Source organism: Fulvimarina manganoxydans (assembly GCF_900176465.1).
GTDB lineage: Bacteria > Pseudomonadota > Alphaproteobacteria > Rhizobiales > Rhizobiaceae > Fulvimarina > Fulvimarina manganoxydans.
Window position 1 is genome coordinate 53,734 of sequence record NZ_FWXR01000020.1, and the last position, 21,412, is coordinate 75,145.

A 21,412-nucleotide genomic window follows, 5' to 3' on the forward strand; every position below is an offset into this window, starting at 1 on the left:
CCGATCACCCTCGGCGCGCTTTGCCATTGACGAAAGCGAACCCGACGATGAGCGGCTTCAAGTCCGATTTCCTCGCCACGCTCCACGCGCGCGGCTTCATCCACCAGATCTCCGACGAAACGGGGCTGGACGATCTGTTCCGGACCGAGACGGTGACGGGCTATATCGGCTTCGATCCGACGGCCAAGAGCCTGCATGTGGGCTCGCTCATGCAGATCATGATGCTCTACTGGATGCAGCAGACCGGCCATCGACCGATCGCTCTGATGGGCGGCGGCACCGGCATGGTCGGCGATCCGTCCTTCAAGGACGAAGCGCGCAAGCTCCAGACCAATGAAATGATCGAGGCCAATCTGGCCGGCATCCGGCGCGGCTTCGAAAATTATCTGACGCTTGGCGACGGGCCGACCGACGCCATGATGGTGAACAATGCCGACTGGCTGCTCGGCATCAACTATGTGTCATTTCTGCGCGATGTCGGCCGGCATTTCTCGGTCAATCGCATGCTGTCCTTCGATTCGGTGAAGCTGCGGCTCGATCGGGAGCAGTCGCTCTCCTTCCTCGAATTCAACTACATGATCCTTCAGGCCTACGACTTCGTGGAATTGAACAAGCGTTACGGCTGCCGGCTGCAGATGGGCGGATCGGACCAGTGGGGCAATATCGTCAACGGCATCGATCTCGGCCACCGCATGGGCTCCCCCCAGCTCTACGCCCTCACCTCTCCGCTCCTGACCACGGCTTCGGGTGCCAAGATGGGCAAGACGGCCGATGGCGCCGTCTGGTTGAACCCGGATATGAAGAGCCCCTATGACTTCTGGCAGTTCTGGCGGAACACCGAGGATGCCGATGTGGAGCGCTTCCTGAAGCTCTACACCGTTCTGCCCCTGGACGAGATCGCGCGCCTCGCCAATCTCGGCGGCGCCGAGATCAACGAGGCCAAGAAGGTGCTCGCGACGGAGGTCACGGCGATGCTCCATGGCCGCCAAGCGGCTGACGAGGCGGTGGAGACGGCGCGCAAGACCTTCGAGGAAGGCGCGCTCGCCGAGACGCTGCCGACCATCGAGGTGCCGCAGTCGGAACTCGCCGGCGGCATGGGTCTTCTCGCCCTTCTCGTTGCGGCTGAGCTCGCCGGCTCCAATGGCGAGGCCCGCCGGCATGTGAAGGGCAATGCGGTTCGCGTGAACGACGAGCCGGTCACGGACGAGCGGATGACGGTGTCTGATGCTCAGCTGGCCGAGGGCGTCGTCAAGCTTTCGGTGGGGCGCAAGAAGCACGTGCTCGTCCGGCCCGTCTGAGCGGGCAAGACAGGCAAATTGAGACAGGCCCGCGCGGGACGATGATTCTCCGGCGTCGGTCGCTTGCCGGATACGGAGCGGGGGCCAATTGTCTCGTGAATACCGCTCCAACGACCAGAATGAGGATTGTCCCATGGCGCTTGCCGAAGGCTCCGCCCTTCCCGACTTCTCCTTGCCCGATCAGACCGGTGCGACGGTCACCCTCGCCGATCTCAAAGGGAAACCCTTCGTTCTCTATTTCTACCCGAAGGACGACACCTCCGGCTGCACCAGCGAAGCGATCGCCTTCTCCGGCCTCACGAGCGATTTTGACGCCCTCGGCGTGCCGGTAATCGGTATGTCACCCGACCCGGTGAAGAAGCACGTGAAGTTCATCGAGAAGCACGATCTCAAGGTGCGCCTCCTCTCCGACGAAGAGAAGATCTTTCTCGAGGCCTGCGGGGTCTGGGTCGAGAAGTCGATGTATGGCAAGAAATATATGGGTGTCGAACGCACGACTGTGCTTGTCAGTGCCGATGGCACGGTCGCGAAACTGTGGTCCAAGGTGAAGGTCCCTGGCCACGCCGAGGCCGTCCTCGAAGCAGCGAAAGCCCATTCGTCGTCCTGATGGCCCCGGCGGATCCAAAACTCTTCGTGACCTTGCGCCAGGCTGCCGTCTCGGCCCTGGCCGAGGCGGATCTCGACCAGAAGGTCGCAAAGACCCAAGCGGCCACGGAGCTTTGGTTCGCCCGTCGCCTCGGCCTTCATGCACCAACCGACCCAAAGGTGCCGTCGCGTCCGGGGCGGCCTGACAAGCCAGACCTCGTCCCGCCAAAAACCGTCAAGCGCCGGTCCGTCCATACGGATGCCGGTCGGATCGCGTTGATCCACGCGCTTTGTCATATCGAACTCAACGCGGTCGATCTCGCCCTCGACATCGTCGCGCGCTTTGCCGATCAGCGTGTTCCCCGCTCCTTCTTCGATGGCTGGATGACCGTCGCCTTTGAGGAGGCCAAGCATTTCTCGCTTCTCTCGGAGCGTCTGAAGAGCTTCGGCTCCTTCTATGGCGCATTGCCCGCCCATGACGGTCTCTGGCAGGCCGCCGGGGCAACCAGCCACGATCTTTCGGCGCGTCTCGCCGTCGTTCCCCTCATCCTCGAAGCACGCGGTCTCGACGTAACGCCGTCCCTGATCGAAAAGCTCAACGAGGTGGGCGATGAAGAGACGGCGGCGATCCTCAAAATCATCTATGAGGACGAGAAGGGTCATGTCGCTGTCGGCGCCAAATGGTTTCGCTTCCTGTGTGCGCGGGAGCGCATCAATCCCGCCGCGCGCTTCCAGGCGCTGGTCCGCAGCTTGTTTCACGGAGAAGTCAAACCACCCTTCAACGATCTCGCCAGGGCCGAAGCGGGTTTGACACCGAGTTTCTACCGCACATTGTCTCCGCTCTCCAATTCCAGCTTCGGCTAGAACTTGCGTTGCGAATTTCGGTGATCGCTTCTCAGGTCCTGAAAGGTTTGGTTAACCTTAACCCTGTCTATTGGCGAAGCGTGGCCCTCGGTTGAATCCGATGCGCTCACGCCGAAGGCCAATCTCGTAAAGCCGAACATCTGCCGATGGTTCGCCGGAGACGCTCGCCTTCAAACACCATAAGGCGGAGACGGACGGATCGGGCGCGATGATGGCTGAAGGCGGACAAGCGAAGATCTTCGGCCGCAGGCGGAATCCGGTCATGGTCGTCCTCGCTCATGGCGACACCGTTCGACATGTGACGCTGACCCACGGACTTGCCCTCAAATGCGCAGCGGGCCTTGCCGTGATGGCCGGACTCGGCGCTGCCATTCTCACCTTCGCGATACCGAACGAGACCGGCGCGCCCGCTTTGCCATCCGACCATATGGTGCGACAAAGTTACGAGAATCGGATCGCGGCCTTGCGCTCCCAACTCGACGAAGCGACCAGCCGCCAGATCGTCGCTCAAAAGATGGTCGAATCGAAAGTCGACATCCTGCTTAATCAGCAGAAGATGATTGCCGAACGCTATTTGCGCCTGGAGCCGCTGATCGAGCGAGCCCGCGAGACCGGGGTTCTTGGCGACGCGGAACCGGCGAGCATTCCCCTTCCCCAGCCAAAACCGGAAACCGCAGAGATGGACCCATTCGACGGGCTTGCCGCTGCGATCGGTGAAGAGCCGGAGGCGGCGCCCTCCGTAAATCCTGCGGCGACACCGGCCAAGGATGCGAAGAACGCGACGAAGCTCCTCGATCCCTTCGCGACAGCCTCGATCCGCAATTCCGATCTCGCACTTTCCGCTGAAACCCTGCATCAGGTCGGCAAGGCGATTGACCATGCCGAGTTGCAGATGATCGCCGACCTGCGCATCCTGACGAACGAAGCGATCGATAAGACGATTGAGATCGCTTCGCTCTTGGCGGATGTGGGATTGGAGGTGGAGCCGGGCGGCGATCTTGCTCTTGGTGGCCCCTTCGAGCCGGTTCCCGAGGATTTCGACGAACAGCTTGAAGATCTGGAAGACGCGTTGAAGCGGCTCGAAGATGTCCGAGCGCTCAGCGCAAGCCTGCCCTTCGACGCGCCGATGTCGTCGCGACTCATCTCGTCAACCTTCGGCGTTCGGTCCGACCCGTTTCTGCGTCGGCGCGCTCTACATTCTGGGATTGACTACGCGGCGAGCCGCGGCACGCCGATTCATGCGACGGCGCCCGGTAAAGTAGTGTCAGCCGGATCGTCGGGCGGCTATGGCATGATGGTCGAGATTGACCATGGAAACGGAATTCATACGCGCTACGGTCACATGTCGCGCATCACCGTCTCCGTCGGACAGACGATCGAGAAGGGCGAGCAGATCGGCGCTGTCGGATCGACCGGGCGAAGCACCGGGCCGCACCTGCACTACGAGGTTCGACGCGACGACCAGGCGATCGACCCCATGCGCTTCATTCGCACGGGGCGCCGCCTGAAAGACCTTGTCTAAGCACGCGCAAGGACCAAAGAGAGCCACTCGACAAGCGGGCTCGGTTGCCTCCCGTCAGCCGCTTATGCGCTCTCGGAGGCGTCCAGGAAATCCAGCACAGCTGCTTTGAATGTCTTGTCGCCGACGGCGAGCATATGATCTCGGCCCTTGATCTCGAAGGCTTGGCCGTTCGGCAGAAGCGCCGCCAGACGCTCGGCCGAGCCCGCAATGTCGTCCTTCGTGCCCACTCCGACTAGCGTCGGTTGTTCGATTCGCCGGACATCGTCTTCGCTCAATTCCCGGCGGGAATGGGCGATGCAGGCCGCCAAAGCCAACCGGTCGCTCTTCGTCTTGTCGGCAAAGGCGCGGAACATGCGCCCTCGCTCGTCGGCGACATCGTCGAGGCTTGGTGCTCGAAGAGCCTTCGCGATTGGGTCCCAATCGCCGACGCCGGCGACAAGGCCGTAGCCCAGGCCGCCAAGGACGAGCTTTTCAACTCGCTCGGGAGCCATCAGCGCGGCGAAGGCGCTGACGCGCGCACCCATCGAATAGCCGAAGAAGGTTGCGGACTTCACCTCGGCCGCATCAAGAAGCGCGAGCGCGTCGCCCACCATCCTGTCCGGCGTATAAGCCGCTTCGTCCGTCGGCTTGTCGCTCGCGCCGTGGCCACGATGATCGAAGGCAAGGCACCGAAACCCGGCGCGAACCAGAACATGGACCCAGCCCGGATCGATCCAGTTGACGCGCATCGAGGACGCAAAACCATGGACGAGCAGCACGACCGGTGCGTCGGGCTCGCCCTGGTCGAGATAGGCGATCTCGACACCGTCATGCTCGAAGCGTCCCGTCGTCCCAACCATCACCGGATCCTTTCCGTCGCCGTGCTCGAATTTCGCTCGAGAACGTCCTGTGCAGCTTCGGTCAGTTGGTCGGATTCGGCCGGGACGTCAATATTTGGCAATGACCCACACGGCGTGGATGATACCCGGGATGTAGCCGAGAATGGTCAGGACGATGTTGATCCAGAAATGTTTTCCGAGGCCGACCTGCATGAAGACGCCGAGCGGCGGAAGAAGAATGGCGATGATGATGCGCACGATGTCCATGAAGCTTGTCTCCTGAGGCTCGATAATCTTCGAATTCACGCCCAGTAACGCCCGTTCGGCGCGCCCGTTCCGTTCGAGGACCTCCGCGCCGATCGCCTTCCAGTTCGAATCTCGGCGTCTCTCCCATCATGATATTGCCTATCACGTCCGATAGACACCGTATCGATTTCAAACGTTCTCGCCCTCGGAGCATGATGGCCTCGGCAAAGGTGAGAGAAGGACAGCGTCCAGGAGGAATGATCATTCATGCGTAAAATCCACGGCCTCTCGGGTGCTCTGGCGGCCGCCGCCTTCTTGGCAACCGGCCTCTCTGCCTTTGCTCAGACGAGCTACTTCGACCGATTCAACGGCAACTGGTCTGGCGGCGGAAGCGTCCGTCTCGACACGATGCCGGCGCCGGTCAATGTCTCCTGTGACGCTGCGGGCGCTCGCACCAAGGCGAACGCCTTCTCCTTGAATGCGAGATGCCGCGCCATGCTGGTTTTCTCGCGGGAGTTCGGTGCCGATCTGAGCCGTGACCCGAAAGGCGGTGCCTATACGGGAGTTTATCGCGGCGCCAAGAGCGGTCCGGCACGCCTCTCCGGTCAGCGCAAGGACTCGACCCTGGATCTGCAAGTCACGTGGGGCCGCGAGATTTACGGTGACAACAAGGCCCGCATGCTGATCCGCCACGAAGGCGGCAACACCTTCTCCATCCAGGTGATCGACCAGATCGACGGAAAGCCGGTCATCGTATCGGATCTCAGCTTCGAGCGCTCCTGATCCGGCTGGTTGACGAGCCCTCAATCAGCGTTCGAAGGCGTTCGAAAGAGCTGATGCGGAATACGAAAACGGGAGCCGAAGACGATCGGGCTCCCGTTAAACATAACTATATATGGTCTCGGCGGGACGTCGCTGCGCCAAAGCCTCGTTCAGACTTTAGCCACCGTTGCTTTTTGCGGCTTCCTGCGCTTCCTCGAAGCGTTTCCGGCGCTCTTCGGCCTGACGCTGGAGAGCGTCGTTCAGCTCTTGCTGACGCTGCGCGATTTCCGGTGCCGCCTTCGGCTCGCCATCATAGGCATCCGTGAAGCCCGTCAGCGTCACCGGGACCGGGTTCGGCTGACGCTGGAAGTTGATCGAGGTGACCATCATTTGCTTGCCGCGCTTCATGGAATTGACCACGGCGTCGGTCAGCTGTGCCTCGGCGATGCAGCGATCCTGGAAACACACCGAATAGTTCAGCGTCGTCGGCGCGTTCTCATCGACCTTCAGCTGCACGCCAGCCGGAATGACGCGGCCCGTTGGCACGACGGCCTGGACGACCTTCTGATTGACCTTGCCCTTCACCTCGATGAGGTTGACGGCCGTGATCAGCTGCCGCGTATCGGCGACGAGCGTATATTGCGTGTTGCAGATTTCGTTCTCGCCCTGCTGGGAGCAGACCTTGAACCATTCAGCCGGCGCGACCTGAGGCGCATCTGCCTGCTGCTGGGCCGAAGCTGCGCCGGCGAGGGTGACGGCACCGAGGAGCCCGGCGGCCATCGTCTTGAGGGAAATGGTCGACTGGCGGAGCATCAGTTTGGCCTCTGTTCCTTTGGGGCAATGCATCTGACGAATGAATGTCGGAGGTTCATTAACGGGGCGCGACGTCGGACGCAAATAAGGCCAATTGAAGGCTGGCGAAAGGGCCGATCGCGCCTGCCCGTCTCTTCGCCCGCCCCGCCTCACTCCTTCTTTGAAAAGGCCTGCGCGGCCTTGCTTTGTCGCCATCGGCGCCTTTGCAAAAAACCGGTTCCCTGTTTTTCGGCGAATGCTTTAGAACCGGCCGCACAGAATACCACCACGTCTCGGAGCGGATCTTTCATGCGGACGACCCCCATCTACCGGCTTGCCGGCGTGATCGCTCTCCTCGGCGCGGCGTTCGCATCGCCTTTCGCCGAAGCCGCGCCGTCTCATGGGATCGCCATGCAGGGCGAGCCGGCCCTGCCCGCCGATTTCGACCATCTCGGCTTCGTCAATCCGGATGCGCCGCAAGGCGGCACCATGCGGTATGGCGTCTATGGGACCTTCGACAATCTCAATCCGGTCATCGTGCGCGGCGCGCTGACGACCGCACGCGGCATCTGGTTCGACAAGGAATTCGGCAATCTCGTCTTCGAGCCATTGATGCAGCGCTCGCCCGAAGAACCCTTCACCATGTACGGTCTTCTGGCCGAGACGGTGAAGACCGACGAGGAGCGGACCTTTGTCGAATTTCAGCTCAATCCCAAGGCGACCTTCTCCGACGGCAAACCGGTCCGTCCCGAGGACGTCCTTTTCACGGTCGAGATGCTGCGCGAGCATGGCCGCCCTTTCTATGCCAACTGGCTGCGCCCGGCGGTGAAGATCGAGAAGGTCGGTGAGCACGGCGTCCGATTCACCTTCGACGAGACCGCAACACGGGAAACGCCGCTTCTGATCGCCGGCCTTCCCGTCCTCCCCGAGCATGCCTTCGACCGGGAGACCTTCGAGCGCACGACGCTGGAGCCCGTCATCGGCTCGGGGCCTTATCTGATCGCCGACGTCAAGCCGGGCCAGCAGATCACCTATCGCAAGAACCCGGACTATTGGGGCCGCGACCTGCCGATCAAGCAGGGCATCGACAACTACGATGCGATCGTCATCGATTATTATCGCGATGCGAATGCCCAGTTCGAGGCCTTCAAGAAGGGGAACAGCTACATCTATAACGAAGGCGGTCCGACGGTCACAGGCGATCCATCTCACTGGGAGACGGCCTATGATTTTCCGGCCGCCAAGGACGGACGCGTCGTCAAGGAGACTTTCGAGGCCGGAACGCCGGCCCTGACGATGGGCTTCGTCTTCAACACGCGCCGACCGATCTTCGCCGACCGCGAGGTCCGCAAGGCGCTTTCGATGCTCTTCGACTTCGAATGGGCCAATCGGAACCTGTATTACGACGCCTATGGGCGCACCGGCTCCTTCTTCCAGGATTCAGAGCTCTCGGCTCTCGGCGTTCCCGCAAGCGACGCGGAGAAGGTGCTTCTTGCGCCGTTTTCCGATGCGGTCGACCCGGAGGTGATGAACGGCACCTACAAGCCAACGGTGAGCGACGGCTCTGGCGCGGATCGCCGGGTGATGCGCTCTGCGCTCGGCCTCTTCAAACAGGCGGGCTACAGTCTTCAAGGGGGCCAAATGGTCGGTCCGGACGGCACGCCCTTGAGCTTCGAGATTCTCGCTCAAACCCCCATGCAGGAGCGCCTCGCCCTCTCCTATAAGCGCACGCTTGGCCGCCTTGGCATATCGGTTACGGTCCGCCAAGTGGATGATTCTCAATATCAGGCCCGCAAAAACACCTTCGACTACGACATGATCGTCGGCGCTTATACGAGCTCGTTGTCGCCGGGCGCCGAACAGGTCTATCGCTGGGGCTCGATCTCTAAAGACCTCCAAGGGACCTTCAACTATGCGGGCGTTGCCGATCCGGCCGTCGATGCGATGATCGACGCGATGGTCAATGCGCGAAGCCGCGAGGACTTCGTCACCGCCGTCAGGGCTTATGACCGCGTCCTGATTTCGGGCCATTACATGGTACCGCTCTTTTATCTGCCGAAACAGCGGCTCGCCCGATGGAATTTCGTCAAACATCCGGAAGCAACGCCGCTCTACGGCTATCAGTTGCCGAGCTTCTGGCTGGAGCGCTGATCAGGTAGCTGACCTTTAGCGCTACCCGATTGCGGCCCTGCGAAAACACGCAAAAGCCTGGACCGGGCCGCTATGCCGCAGAGGACAACGCCCTAGCTCCCCGCCTCGACGCCATCGAAGCGGGGTGCATGTGTTCGACTCGGTCTGGATCTGGTTTGCGATCGCCGCGATAGGCACGGCGATCATTTGGAAGGGGAGCGGCCTCCTCGAATCCTCCAGCGAAAAATTGTCGATCTATTATAGGCTGCCGCCTGTCGTTCATGGAGCGATCGTCGTCGCCGTCGGCTCGAGCTTCCCGGAGCTGTCGACGACCGTCCTTTCGGCTCTTGTCCATGGCGAGTTCCAGCTTGGCGTTGCCGCGATCGTCGGTTCGGCAATCTTCAACATTCTGGTGATCCCGGCCCTTGCCGGCCTCTTCAGTCCCAAGCGGCTCGAAGCCGATCGCGAGATCGTCTATAAGGAAGCCCAGTTCTACATGGTCTCGGTGGCGGTGCTGCTCGTCACCTTCTCCTTTGCCGTGATCTATTTTCCGGCCCAATCGGAGGGCGAAGGCGTCATCGCCGGCGAGATGACCCGGCTTCTTGCCCTCATCCCGGTCGGCCTCTACGCTCTCTATGTCTTCGTGCAATATCTGGAGGCCAAGGAGAATCCGGGCGACGAGCCGGAGCCGGGAACGCGCGTCGGCCGGCAATGGCTGATCTTCCTCGCCTCGCTCGTCGTCATCGTGATCGGCGTCGAGGCGCTGGTGCGCTCGGCGATCGAACTCGGCGACATGTTCGGCACGCCGAGCTTCCTTTGGGGCTTCACGGTGGTTGCGGCCGGCACGTCGGTCCCCGACGCCTTCGTGTCGATCCGCATGGCGCGCAAGAATGAGGGCGTGCCGGCAATCGCCAACGTTCTCGGCTCGAATATCTTCGACCTTCTCGTCGCGATCCCCGCCGGTGTTCTCATCGCCGGGGCGACGGTGATCAATTTCTCGGTCGCCGCGCCCATGATGGGCCTCTTGACCGTCGCCACCATTGCCCTCTTCCTCCTCATGCGGACCGGCATGATCCTGACTAAGCGCGAAAGCGTCTTTCTTCTCGTCCTCTATGCCGCGATGGTCATCTGGGTGACGCTCGAAAGCACAGGGGTGACGAGCCTTCTCTCAGGGCTTCTAATGGAAGGCTGATCGGCTGCCGGGCCGACGACCGGACATCGGGCGCTTGCCCGATGCCGGTTCTAACGCTCTGGATCAGACGTATTTGCGCCAATTGTGCTCCTCGACGAAGCCGAGCACGTCGCGGATCTTCCGGTTCGTCAGTGGCGCTTCGAACTCTTCGAGCTCGCGCGTGATTGGCGTGTTCGGCGCGTATTTCTCGAGGAATTCGCGCGTCGGCATGTCGGCCGTGATCGTCGTGTTGGTCGCGTTGAAGACCTCGAAGCCGAGCCCGTCCTTTTCCAGGCACAGATGGACGATCTGGCCGAGATCACGAGCATCGATATAGCTCCACGCATTGCGCTTGCGGCTCATCGGATTGGCGACATAGCCGGGAAAGGCATCATATTCGTGCGGCTCGATCACATTGCCGATGCGCAGCGCATAGATGTCGGCTCCGAAGCGCATGGCGAAAGCGCGCGCGGTCTTTTCGTTGCAGACCTTCGACAGGCCGTAGGAGTCCATGGGGTCAATGTCGTAGTCTTCCTCCAGCGGGAATTGATGAAAATCCTTGTCGCCCTCGGCGAAGCAGACGCCATAGGTGGTCTCGCTCGAGGCGATGACGACCTTGCGGATGCCGAGCTTCATCGCCGCCTCGATCACAGCATAGGTTCCAAGAACATTGGTGCGATAGGTCACGTCATCCGGCTCGATCAGGACGCGCGGGATCGCGGCGAAATGAACCACCGCGTCGACCGGCTTCGGCGGCGCGCCCTTTTCGAAACCATCCATTCCGAAATGGCTTGTCAGGGCATTGAAGACTTGGGCCCCGTCGGTGATGTCGGTCACGAGATTCGAGACGCCTTCGCACTCGAGCGGCGTCAGATCGAGATTGAGAATGTCGTAGCCCTTGTCTCGCAGCCACGGTACGACATGACGCCCTGCCTTGCCTGAGCCACCGGTAAACGCGATACGCTTGGTCATAAACTGTCCCTTCTTGGCCTGATCGCGCAGGCCGTTTCCGATATGGATCGATCGTCTTGACGAATTCCGTGGGTGGCGAGCTTACTGCGCCGGATCTTGGGTCTCGCCGAGCGGATCGGCGGCATCGCCCCGAGCCGGTCCCGTCAACGCCGCCTCGATACGGCCTTCGAGATCGATCGTCTTTGCCACATAGGGCACGATCGTTCCTTCGATCGTGCAATCGGCCGCCCCGATCTGCCCGGCATCGTTCATGGTTCCGGCGCAGAGCGCTTTGCCCGGCAAGCGCAGCCTCTCCGGCGTCAGGCCGATATATTCCAGCACCTTGCCGTTCGAGGCCGGTTGGCAGCCGATATCGATCGTCGCCTCCCAGGTGACGCCATCGGACTGGAAGCGTTCGACCGAATGGGAGTTCTTGTCCCAGCGCAGATTGGTGTCGATCGGCACGAAGCTCGGCTTGGTGAAGCCGAAGAGGCCCGCGACATCGTTGAGGTCGAAGGCGAGCGGGGTGCAGATTTGAGAATTGCGCAGCTGCTCGGCGATGCTGGCCGAAGTCGCCGGGACGGGCTGTGTCGCCTCCTTCGGCGGGACGGGCGACGGTGTCGCAGCCTTTTCATCCGCCTCCGATCCGGTTTGAGGGGCTATCTCTTTGGGCGTGGTCGTTTCCTGCGCCAAGGCCGGCGCCGCCCCGAGCGCTCCCCACAAAGCAGTCAGCGCCCCCATGGCACAAAGGGTCGAAATGGGCCTCATCGGTCGTCTCCTCGTGATCTCACGCCGGGCTCGCGCGCTCGGGTCCAGGGCGCAGATAAGGCGCTCCCGGCGCGTGCGCAGCCTGTTTCAGGCCCCAACTTTTCGAGACCGAAACGTCATGACGCTGAGCTCGCCTGCAAAGCGCGGTCGCTTCACAAGTGGTGCCGGGCGCGTGAGTCTCAAGCGGCCTTCTTCTGTGCCTCGTCGACCATCCGGGCAAGTTGGTTTGCGATCGTCGCCGTGCCGTTGAGGCGCTTTTCGGGTGTCGCCCAATCGCGGATAAGAACGATTGACTGATCGGGCCGGATCTTCGCCGCCGCGCCTTGTTCGGCGATATAGCGAACCAAGGCAGCCGGATTGGCGAAATTCTTGTCGCGGAAGGTGACGACGAGGCCTTTCGGGCCGGCATCGAGCTTCTCGATATTGGCTTTCCGGCACAGGGCCTTGATGACCATCACCTTCAAAAGATGCTCGACCTCGGTCGGCATCGGTCCGAAACGATCGATCAGCTCGGCGCCGAAGGCGTCGATGTCGCGGATCTCAGCGAGTTCCGCCAAGCGGCGATAGAGCGTCATGCGCAGCGACAGATCGGGTACATAGCCTTCCGGGATCATCACGGCGGTGCCGAGGGTGATCTGCGGCGACCACTGGCCGGAGGTTTCCGGCTCGACGCCCTTCATCTCCGCGACCGCCTCTTCCAGCATCTGCTGATAAAGTTCGTAGCCGACCTCCTTGATATGGCCGGTCTGTTCGTCGCCGAGAAGATTGCCGGCGCCGCGCTGGTCGAGATCGTGAGTGGCGAGCTGGAAGCCCGCGCCGAGCGTATCCAGCGACTGCAACACCTTCAGCCGGCGGTCCGCGCCCTTGGTCGGCGTCTTGTTCGCCGGGATTGTCAGAAGCGCATAGGCCCGAAGCTTCGACCGGCCGACGCGGCCTCTGATCTGATAGAGCTGAGAGAGGCCGAACATATCGGCCCGGTGGACGATCATCGTATTGGCCGTCGGGATGTCGAGGCCGGATTCGACGATGGTCGTCGACAGAAGCACGTCATATTGGCCTTCGTAGAAGGCGTTCATGATGTCGTCGAGTTCGCCTGCCGCCATTTGGCCATGAGCGATCGCGACCTTCAGTTCCGGCACGTGCTCGTCGAGGAAGTCCTTGACGCCGGAAAGATCAGACAGGCGCGGGCAGACATAAAAGCTTTGACCGCCGCGATAGCGCTCGCGCAAAAGCGTCTCGCGCACCACCAGCGGATCGAAGGGGGTGACGAAGGTTCTGACCGCCATGCGGTCCACCGGCGGCGTGGTAATCAGCGAGAGTTCGCGCACGCCGGTCAAGGCGAGCTGCAGGGTTCGCGGGATCGGCGTCGCGGACAAGGTCAGGACATGGACGTCCGACTTCAGTTCCTTCAGCCGCTCCTTGTGCTTGACGCCGAAATGCTGCTCCTCGTCGATGATGAGAAGGCCGAGGCTCTTGAAATTGACGGCCTTGCCGAGAAGGGCATGAGTGCCAACGACGATATCGACGGTTCCGTCGGCGATGCCCTTCTTCGTCGCCTGAAGTTCCTTCGCGGTGACGAGGCGCGAGGCCTGGGCGACATTGAGCGGCAGGCCGCGAAAGCGCTCGAAGAAGGTCTTGAAATGCTGCCGGGCAAGGAGCGTCGTCGGCACGACGACCGCCACCTGCAAGCCATTCATCGCCGCGACGAAGGCGGCGCGCAGTGCCACTTCGGTCTTGCCGAAACCGACATCGCCGCAGACCAGCCGATCCATGGGCCGCCCGGCCGAGAGATCGTCGACCACGGCATCGATGGCGTTCATCTGGTCTTCCGTCTCCTCGTACGGGAAACGGGCAGCGAACTCGTCGTAGAGGCCTTCGGGCGGGGCGAGCTTGGGCGCGCCGCGCATATGGCGTTCCGCCGCAATGCGGATCAACCCGTCGGCCATGTCGAGAAGGCGCTTCTTCAGCTTGGCCTTGCGCGCTTGCCAGGCGCCGCCGCCGAGCTTGTCGAGAACGGCTTCCGTCCCCTCCCCGCCATAGCGCGACAGGAGTTCGATATTCTCGACGGGGAGAAACAGCCGATCGTCATTGGCATAGCGCAGTTCGAGACAGTCATGGGGCGCGCCCGCCGCCTCGATCTGCTTCAGGCCGACGAAGCGCCCGATGCCGTGATCCACATGGACGACGATATCGCCCTCATCGAGACCGGAGACTTCGGAAATGAAATCCGAACCGCGCTTCTTGCGCTTGGAGCGCCGCACCAGACGGTCGCCCAGAATGTCCTGCTCGCCGACGACGACCATGTCCGGTGTCTCAAAGCCGGCTTCGAGGCCGAAGACGGCGGTGACGACGAGGTTCTTCGGCGCCTCGTTTGCCTGTTTCAGGCTCGCGACCTGTTTGACGTTTCCAAGGCCCTGCTCTTCGAGAACCTGGGTGAGGCGATCGCGCGAGCCTTCGGTCCAGGCCGCGAGGATCACCCGCCGACCATTGGCCCGCTCGTTGGAGATATGGTCGACCGCCGCCTTGAAGACATTGACGTCCTCGCTCTGGCGTTCGGCGGCAAAGGAGCGCCCGCGCGTGACGTCGAGATTATAGACGTCCCGCATCGCCGCATCGCTGACGCCATAGGCCGACAGGCGGATCGGATCGGCGATGGCGAGTTCGCCAGCGAGCTCGTCGTCGGTCAGATAGAGTTCGCGCGGCTCGACCGGATTGTAGATGACCGCTTCACCGCTCCCCGCGCCGGCTGTGCGTCTGCGGGCTTCGTAATGATCCTCGATCGCGGCTCGGCGCTCGGCGACCGACTCCGTCGTCAGATGGTCGAGAACGATCGGAAAACCCTTCGCATAGTCGAAGACCGTGTCGAGGCTTTCGTAAAAGAGCGGCAGCCAATGCTCCATGCCGGCAAAGCGCTTGCCTTCCGAGATCGAGGCATAAAGCGCATCGCCCCGTTCGGCCGCGCCGAAGCGTTTGACGTAATTGCCGCGAAATCGGCTGATCGTCTCCTCGGTCAAGGAGATTTCCGAAACCGGAGCGAGTTCGAAGCTCTTTCGCTGTTCCGTCGTGCGTTGGGTCGCCGGGTCGAAGGCCCGGATCGTCTCCAACGTGTCGCCGAAGAAGTCGAGCCGCACAGGCTCCTCGGCACCCGGCGCGAAAAGATCGAGAATGCCACCCCTGACGGCGAATTCGCCGCGCTCGCGCACGGTCGAGACGCGCTCGAAGCCGCCGCGCGAGAGCGCCGTGACGATGTCGTCCATCTTCACCCGCGCACCGGCCTTGGCGTTGATCGCCTCTTCGGCCAGGCGCTTGGCGGGCGGCATTTTCTGGATCAGCGCATTGGCCGTGGTCAGAATGACGGCGCGATGCGGGTTGGCTCGCAGATCGTTCAGCGCCGTCATCGCCGACAAGCGCCGCGCGGCCGCATCGCCGGACGGTCCGACGCGGTCATAGGGCAGACAATCCCAGGCCGGCAGTGTCAGGACCGGAAGATCGGGCGCGACAAAGCGCAGTCCCTCTTCGACCTCCGCGATGCGGTTGCCGTCGCGCATGACGTAGAGGATCGGCGTCTTTCCGCCGCGCTCGCGCGCGATCTCGGCGATCAGAAAGGCTTCCGTGCCGTCCAGCACATTGCCGATCTCGATCCCGCCGCCCTTCTTCAGGGCTCGTTTCAGCGCGTCGGGCAATCTCATGAATGTCGTCCTTCGGGGACCGTGCGTTCCATGCCTGTTCTTTGGGGCGTCAGGCCGGCAGGTTCAAGGGCAAAGACGGTTCTCAACGAGGCCGCTTCGGCGAAGACCGCACCCTCGATCGCGAAAATAAGCTGAATAATGGCCTTCAGGCCCGTAAACCAATAAGCCCAGCGGCTTCGCCGCGCGGGGACTTGACCCGCGCAAGGAAAAGCCGAGAGACCGTCAGCTCTCGTCCGACGCAAAGCGCGTATAGAATTCCTGGATGCGTCGGAAAACCGGCGTGTCGTAATTGCCCGGCACCGGCTTTTCGCCCGAAACCCATTTGAAAATCTCAGGATCGGGCGCGAGCATCAGCTCTTCATAGACATCCATCTCGGCATCGGTAAGCCGATCGATCTCGGCATCGGCGAAACGGCCGAGCACCAGATCCATCTCGCGGGTCCCGCGATGCCAGGAGCGGAACAGCGCCTTGCGGCGCCTGATGTCGAGATCGCTCGACGAGCGTTGCATGCCGGTTTTCATGGAAAAGCCTCTTTGTCTGAGGCCGCTTATAGGAAATGGCTGGTCGGCTGTCAGCCTTCGAGGCTGACCGCGCATCCCGGCGCCGCCTACATGCGACGACAGGATGCAGGTGGTCATTTTCAGCCGAGCATCATCCAGGCGATCGGCAGACCAGCGATCAGAAAGGCAACGGCGATGCCGAGGCTCGGAGATGCCGTGGCGCGTGCGGGTTTCATCGTTTGCATGTGAGGTCCCCCTTTCAACATGTCGTTCATCCCCGAGGGTCCAAGGTGACGGTGAATGAAGCGTTAATGGGGCCGTTCAAACGCCTGTCATCGAAGCGTGTTCGGGTTGCAACATCTTCAGTGGAGGCCAAGCGAGACGTTCAGCCTCTTGCGCTTCAAGCCGCGCCCCGCCAAACCTCGCGCTCATGCGCCCGACCGTTCTCGATCCTCTTTTTGCCGCCATCACTTCGCTCGACGGCGTCGGGCCAAAGCTCGCGGGGCTGCTGCAGACCTTGCTGGTCGGCCATGGCCAGACGGTGCGCGTGCGCGACCTTTTGTTTCATCTGCCGAGCGGCTTGATCGATCGGCGCAAGCGCAGCGAGGTTCTTTCCGCCGGCCAAGGCGCGATCGTGACGCTCACCTTGCGCATCGATCGCCATCAGCCGCCGGGCCGGGCGCAAAAGACGTCGCCCTACCGCGTCTACGCCCAGGACGAGACGGGCGAGATCGCGCTGACCTATTTTCGCGCACAGCCGCGTTGGCTGGAAGATCTTCTCCCCATCGGCGAAACCATGCTCGTCTCCGGCAAGGTCGAATGGTTCAACGGCCGGGCGCAGATGGTCCATCCGGACTTCGTCGCCCCGATCGCCGAGGCAGAGCAATTGTCCTTGGTCGAGCCGATCTATCCGATGACCGCCGGGCTCTCGGGCAAGGTGCTTCGCAAGGCGATCTCGGAAGCCCTGTCCCGCCTGCCCAGTCTTGACGAGTGGATCGACGAAAGCGTTGTCGCCCGCCAGACCTTCCCCCGTTTCGCGGACGCCCTGAAGCGGCTTCACGATCCACAGGACGCGATCGATCTCGATCCATCGGGCGCGTCCTTGCGTCGCCTCGCCTATGACGAATTCCTGGCAAACCAGCTGGCGCTCGCTTTGTCGCGGCGAAAAATGCGGGCGCTCTCCGGGCGAAGCCTGTCCGGTGACGGACATCTCGTCAGCGCGCTGCAATCGGCCCTGCCCTTCTCACTGACACACGCTCAGGAAAGCGCCATCGCCGAAATCCACGCGGACATGAAGAGCCCGGAGCGCATGCTGCGGCTTCTGCAAGGCGATGTGGGCGCCGGCAAGACGGTGGTCGCGCTGATGGCGATCGCGCGCGCGGCGGAAGCTGGCGTCCAGTCCGCCCTGCTCGCGCCGACCGAGATTCTCGCACGCCAACACGCACTCGGCCTATCGAAGCTTTGCGAAACGGTCGGTCTTCACCTCGAACTTCTGACCGGTCGCGACACCGGCAAGGCGCGAGCGCGAAAGCTGGAGCGTTTGGCGAACGGCGAGACGCAGATCGTCGTCGGCACCCACGCGCTCTTCCAGGAAGGCGTCGACTATCACGATCTCGGCCTCGTCGTGGTCGACGAGCAGCATCGCTTCGGGGTCCATCAGCGTCTGACCCTGACCGAGAAGGGCAAGCGCGCCGATCTTCTGGTGATGACCGCGACACCCATTCCACGAACGCTGGTGCTCGCGGCCTTCGGGGATATGGATGTCTCGCGCCTTGCCGGCAAACCGGCGGGCCGCAAGCCGATCACCACGGTCGCCCTACCCGACGAACGCCTGCCCAATATTGTCCAGCGCATCGGCTCGGCGATCGAACAGGGCGACCGGGTCTATTGGGTCTGTCCTTTGGTGGAGGAGTCGGAGAAGAGCGATCTGACGGCCGCCGAGGAGCGGGCCGGCGTGCTGCGCCAATTCTTCGGCGACAAGGTCGGCCTCGTCCACGGGCGGATGAGCGGCGAGGACAAGGACGCCGCGATGGCCACTTTCAAAAGCGGCGAGACAGCGATCATCGTCGCGACGACGGTCATCGAGGTCGGCGTCGACGTGCCGGACGCGTCCATCATCGTCATAGAACACGCCGAGCGCTTCGGCCTATCCCAACTTCATCAGCTCCGGGGCCGGGTCGGCCGCGGCGACAAACCTTCGTCCTGCGTCCTGCTCTATCGCCCGCCTCTCGGCCAGACGGCCCAGGCGCGGCTCAAGATCATGCGCGAAACGGAGGACGGTTTCCGCATTGCGGAAGAGGATTTGAAGCTGCGCGGCGAGGGCGACCTTCTCGGCACCCAGCAGTCGGGCATGCCCTTCTTCCGCCTCGCCAAGCTCGAACATCATGCCGACCTGATGGAGATCGCTCGGGACGATGCCCGCCTTATGCTCAATCAGGATCCGGATCTGAAGTCGGAACGCGGCGAAGCGCTGCGCACGCTTCTCTATCTGTTCGGCAAGGATGAGGCGGTCCGCCTTTTGAGATCGGGCTGACCGCCATTCCTCCATTGTCGATCTCAGGCGATCTTCTGGGAATCGGGCTGGGCATCGACGACCGGCTCTTTCGTCCGCTCGATCCAGGTCGCGAAACGATCGAGGAAGGTCTCGAAAAAGGCCTTTACCTTTTCGTCGACCACATTGCCGGCTTCGTCGAAGGCCTCGGCCTTGTAGCTGAAATAAATCTCCGGCTGCCCCATCAAAACGGTGTCGACCACGGTCAGGAGAGCGCGAAGGGACTGCTGGCCAGCCGCGCCGCCGATCGCGCCGGGGCTTGCGCTGACCACCGTGGCCGGCTTGGCGCGCCAACTGTTCTTGCCATAGGGCCGCGTGCCCCAATCGATGGCATTCTTCAGAGCCGGCGAGAAGGAGCGGTTATATTCCGGCGAGGCGAAAAGCACCGCGTCGGCGAGTTCCACCTCGCGCTTCATGCGAAGGACAGATGTCGGCGGCTCGGGCCACAGATCGTCATTATAGAGCGGCAGATCGCCGATCTCGACGAAATGGAAGGTCAGACGGTCGCCCGCGAGCTTCGCCAGGCTTTCGACAAGCTTGCGATGGATCGAATCGCGGCGAAGCGAACCGTTGATGACGGCAACTGTTGGCATGTTCTATCTCCTTCAGATATTTATGACATTGGCGTGCCGCGTCGATGACCGGTCGGTGCGCGAACCGCTGGCCGAAGGCCGCTTCGGTCGAAATCATTGGCCCCCTATTTGTTGCCGACTTCGCACCGCACAAGATGGCGCCTGTATCGGCCTCTCGCCTCTCGAGACAACCGATATCCGCGACGAGCGGCCACGAAGGCGCGAGGTCGCGCGGCTCAGGCCGGCTCGAAGACAATCCGCAGGTCGGGCGCGACGCTCTGCTCCAAGACGAGGCGCATGTTGGGGAAATCGTTGCCTTCCAGCTTCTCCGTCAAAACGTCGCCGGCAAGGCCATAGCCGATCCAGCGCTCGGTCAATCGCCGGCGCAACTCCGCCTCCGGCACGTCCAATATTGCGGAGAGGTCGAAGCGGGAGCGCAATGGCGCCCAGCGTGGATCGTCGAGAAGCAGATAATTGCCCTCGAAGATGATCGTGCGGGCGCTTCGCGGAATGATCCGAGCCCCGGCCCTTGCGATCTCGATCGACCGATCGAACACCGGCACCGCAACCTCGTCCTCCGCGTCGCTCGAAAGGCGGTCGAGCATGATCTTCAGACCGCCAGCATCAAAGGTATGCGGCGCGCCTTTGCGCGGCCGGTGCCCCCGCGCATTCAAGACCATGTCATCATAGTGAAAGCCGTCCATCGGCAGGACCGCGACCTCGCCTGGCCGATGGCGGAGAAGCTCGTCGCAGAGCCAATCGGCGAAAGTGCTCTTGCCCGACCCCGGCGAACCGGCGACGGCGACGATGCGCCGCCGGTCCTGCGGTAGAGCGAGGACGGCTTCGACAAAGGCTTCCGCTTCGATCGCCGGCGCATCCCTCCAGGTCTTGGCAGTCATGAACGATCATCTCCCTGATTGACGCCTGCTTCCTCGCGCCATCGCCTTGTTCTTGCGGGGCTCGGCCGTGACCGTTCGAAGGATCAACCCGGCCGATATTCGCGATCGGCTTCCGGGTCCTCGTTCGAGAACGGAAGGTCCTTGAGCTCACTCCACACATCGCTTGGAATCGACGCAGACGCCCAATCCACGGTCTGCCGCACCCGTTCCGCCTTGGACACGCCGATGATGGTCGAGGCGATGCGCGGATCGTCCATGGAAAACTGAAGTGCCGCCGCACCTGGCGCGACCCCATGGCGGGCGCAGGTCGTCTCGACGCGGCGAACCGGCTCCAGAGCTTCGTCGCTTGCCTCCTGATAGGTCACGCGCGGCATCTCGGCGCTGCCCTTGGCGAGGACGCCGCCCGCATAGGGGGCCGCGTTCAAAATCGCGATCCCGTTCTCATAGGCATAATCGAACATCTTTGAGGCCGAGCGGTTGAGCAGCGTAAACCGATTATGGCTGATCAACGCATCGAAGGGCCTCTCCTTCAAAAGCGGAAACATCAGATCGATCCGGCCCATGGCAAGGCCGACCGCATCCGCGATCCCCTCCTCCTTCAGCTTGAAGAGTTCGTCGAAAGCGCCGCCTTCCTTCGTGATCTCGGTCAGGTCGCGGGCATATTCGGGATCGTGGAGATGGAGAAGCTGAACCTTGTCGAGGCCCAAGGCCGTCAGGCTCTCTTCGATCGACTGGCGAACCCGCGCGGCATCGAAACGGCCGGTCTCCATGTCGCGATCGAGCTTGGTGGATAGAACGAAACCCTCGGGAATCTTGCCGCCGCGTTCGCGGATCACTGCGCCGATCCGCGCTTCCGACCGGCCGAAGCCATAGGCGCGCGCGGTATCGAGAAGATTGGCCTCACCATCGAAAATGGCATGGATCGTCTCGCGCGCCCGCTCTTCGCCAACCTCGTAACCGTAGGTATCCGGCATATTGCCGAGGCCGGAGGCACCAAAGCCGATCGCGGTCACTTCGAGCCCGGTCTGGCCGATGGGTTTCTTCTTCATACCACTCTTTCTCGTCAGATATGCGCCCGACTGCTTCGAGGGGACGTATCAAAATCAGGCGGGTTCGCCAGTTGCGCTCTCACACTGCCCAACTGAATCGCGCGGCGGCAGCATGAATTCGATCGATAGGCGGCATATCACGACACTAGCCGATCGGGGAGCCGTTCGAGGCCCATGGCGGGCGAACGAAAAATCCGTTTGGCGGATCGCGGATCGATCATCGGTTAGAATTGTTGCGATTGCG

The 21,412-nt window shown here is 62.3% G+C and carries 18 protein-coding genes; 8 read left to right on the top strand and 10 right to left on the bottom strand.

Annotated features, from left to right (window positions below; genetic code table 11):
* The first annotated feature begins 47 nt into the window (after positions 1-47).
* The 4 genes from tyrS to B9A15_RS17765 all read left to right on the top strand — a co-directional run bounded on the left by tyrS (position 48) and on the right by B9A15_RS17765 (position 4,269).
* The gene (gene tyrS / locus B9A15_RS17750) at positions 48-1,298 is read left to right on the top strand and encodes a tyrosine--tRNA ligase (protein ID WP_084411868.1); all 1,251 of its coding nucleotides are present in this window, start codon (positions 48-50) and stop codon (positions 1,296-1,298) included.
* Positions 1,299-1,431: 133 nt separating this feature from the next.
* A complete protein-coding gene (locus B9A15_RS17755) occupies positions 1,432-1,905 on the top strand; it encodes a peroxiredoxin (protein WP_084411869.1) in 474 nt (157 codons plus the stop codon).
* Positions 1,905-2,747, top strand: a complete 843-nt coding sequence (locus B9A15_RS17760) for a ferritin-like domain-containing protein (RefSeq protein ID WP_084411870.1) — start codon at positions 1,905-1,907, stop codon at positions 2,745-2,747. Before B9A15_RS17755 ends, B9A15_RS17760 begins: the two co-directional genes overlap by 1 nt.
* Positions 2,748-2,955: 208 nt before the next feature.
* The gene (locus tag B9A15_RS17765; protein ID WP_084411871.1) at positions 2,956-4,269 is read left to right on the top strand and encodes a M23 family metallopeptidase; all 1,314 of its coding nucleotides are present in this window, start codon (positions 2,956-2,958) and stop codon (positions 4,267-4,269) included.
* A gap of 62 nt (positions 4,270-4,331) precedes the next feature.
* Here B9A15_RS17765 and B9A15_RS17770 read toward each other — a convergent pair whose 3' ends face one another.
* On the bottom strand, positions 4,332-5,108 hold the full coding sequence (locus tag B9A15_RS17770; RefSeq protein ID WP_084411872.1) for an alpha/beta fold hydrolase: 777 nt from the start codon (positions 5,106-5,108) through the stop codon (positions 4,332-4,334).
* Positions 5,109-5,195: 87 nt separating this feature from the next.
* Positions 5,196-5,354, bottom strand: a complete 159-nt coding sequence (locus B9A15_RS17775) for a YqaE/Pmp3 family membrane protein (protein ID WP_084411905.1) — start codon at positions 5,352-5,354, stop codon at positions 5,196-5,198.
* 246 nt (positions 5,355-5,600) lie between these two features.
* Here B9A15_RS17775 and B9A15_RS17780 point away from each other — a divergent pair, with 246 nt between their 5' ends.
* A complete protein-coding gene (locus B9A15_RS17780; RefSeq protein ID WP_084411873.1) occupies positions 5,601-6,116 on the top strand; it encodes a hypothetical protein in 516 nt (171 codons plus the stop codon).
* A 156-nt stretch (positions 6,117-6,272) separates the two neighbouring features.
* On the opposite strand, the gene B9A15_RS17785 is transcribed toward B9A15_RS17780, so the two are convergent.
* Positions 6,273-6,908 (bottom strand): invasion associated locus B family protein, encoded by a 636-nt coding sequence (locus B9A15_RS17785; RefSeq protein WP_084411874.1) that lies wholly within the window; start codon positions 6,906-6,908, stop codon positions 6,273-6,275.
* Between the two features lie 288 nt (positions 6,909-7,196).
* On the opposite strand from B9A15_RS17785, the gene B9A15_RS17790 reads away from it, so the two are divergent.
* A complete protein-coding gene (locus tag B9A15_RS17790; protein WP_084411875.1) occupies positions 7,197-9,038 on the top strand; it encodes an extracellular solute-binding protein in 1,842 nt (613 codons plus the stop codon).
* Positions 9,039-9,162: 124 nt separating this feature from the next.
* The gene (locus B9A15_RS17795) at positions 9,163-10,209 is read left to right on the top strand and encodes a sodium:calcium antiporter (protein ID WP_084411876.1); all 1,047 of its coding nucleotides are present in this window, start codon (positions 9,163-9,165) and stop codon (positions 10,207-10,209) included.
* Between the two features lie 63 nt (positions 10,210-10,272).
* Here the strand turns inward: B9A15_RS17795 and B9A15_RS17800 are convergent, their stop codons facing one another.
* The 4 genes from B9A15_RS17800 to B9A15_RS17815 form a co-directional block, all read right to left on the bottom strand.
* Complete coding sequence (locus B9A15_RS17800; RefSeq protein WP_084411877.1) at positions 10,273-11,160, bottom strand: NAD-dependent epimerase/dehydratase family protein; 888 nt, start codon at positions 11,158-11,160, stop codon at positions 10,273-10,275.
* Between the two features lie 81 nt (positions 11,161-11,241).
* Positions 11,242-11,907 (bottom strand): hypothetical protein, encoded by a 666-nt coding sequence (locus B9A15_RS17805; RefSeq protein ID WP_139798464.1) that lies wholly within the window; start codon positions 11,905-11,907, stop codon positions 11,242-11,244.
* A 179-nt stretch (positions 11,908-12,086) separates the two neighbouring features.
* On the bottom strand, positions 12,087-15,596 hold the full coding sequence (mfd, locus tag B9A15_RS17810) for a transcription-repair coupling factor (protein ID WP_084411879.1): 3,510 nt from the start codon (positions 15,594-15,596) through the stop codon (positions 12,087-12,089).
* A gap of 222 nt (positions 15,597-15,818) precedes the next feature.
* A complete protein-coding gene (locus tag B9A15_RS17815) occupies positions 15,819-16,118 on the bottom strand; it encodes an FAD assembly factor SdhE (protein WP_084411880.1) in 300 nt (99 codons plus the stop codon).
* Between the two features lie 409 nt (positions 16,119-16,527).
* Between B9A15_RS17815 and recG the strand changes: the two genes are divergently transcribed.
* A complete protein-coding gene (gene recG, locus B9A15_RS17820; RefSeq protein ID WP_084411881.1) occupies positions 16,528-18,630 on the top strand; it encodes an ATP-dependent DNA helicase RecG in 2,103 nt (700 codons plus the stop codon).
* A 23-nt stretch (positions 18,631-18,653) separates the two neighbouring features.
* Here the strand turns inward: recG and B9A15_RS17825 are convergent, their stop codons facing one another.
* The 3 genes from B9A15_RS17825 to B9A15_RS17835 form a co-directional block, all read right to left on the bottom strand.
* A complete protein-coding gene (locus tag B9A15_RS17825; protein ID WP_084411882.1) occupies positions 18,654-19,241 on the bottom strand; it encodes an NADPH-dependent FMN reductase in 588 nt (195 codons plus the stop codon).
* Positions 19,242-19,456: 215 nt separating this feature from the next.
* Positions 19,457-20,119, bottom strand: coding sequence for a nucleoside/nucleotide kinase family protein (locus B9A15_RS17830; protein WP_084411883.1), 663 nt, complete (start codon positions 20,117-20,119; stop codon positions 19,457-19,459).
* Between the two features lie 83 nt (positions 20,120-20,202).
* Complete coding sequence (locus tag B9A15_RS17835) at positions 20,203-21,168, bottom strand: aldo/keto reductase (RefSeq protein WP_084411884.1); 966 nt, start codon at positions 21,166-21,168, stop codon at positions 20,203-20,205.
* Positions 21,169-21,412: the final 244 nt, after the last annotated feature.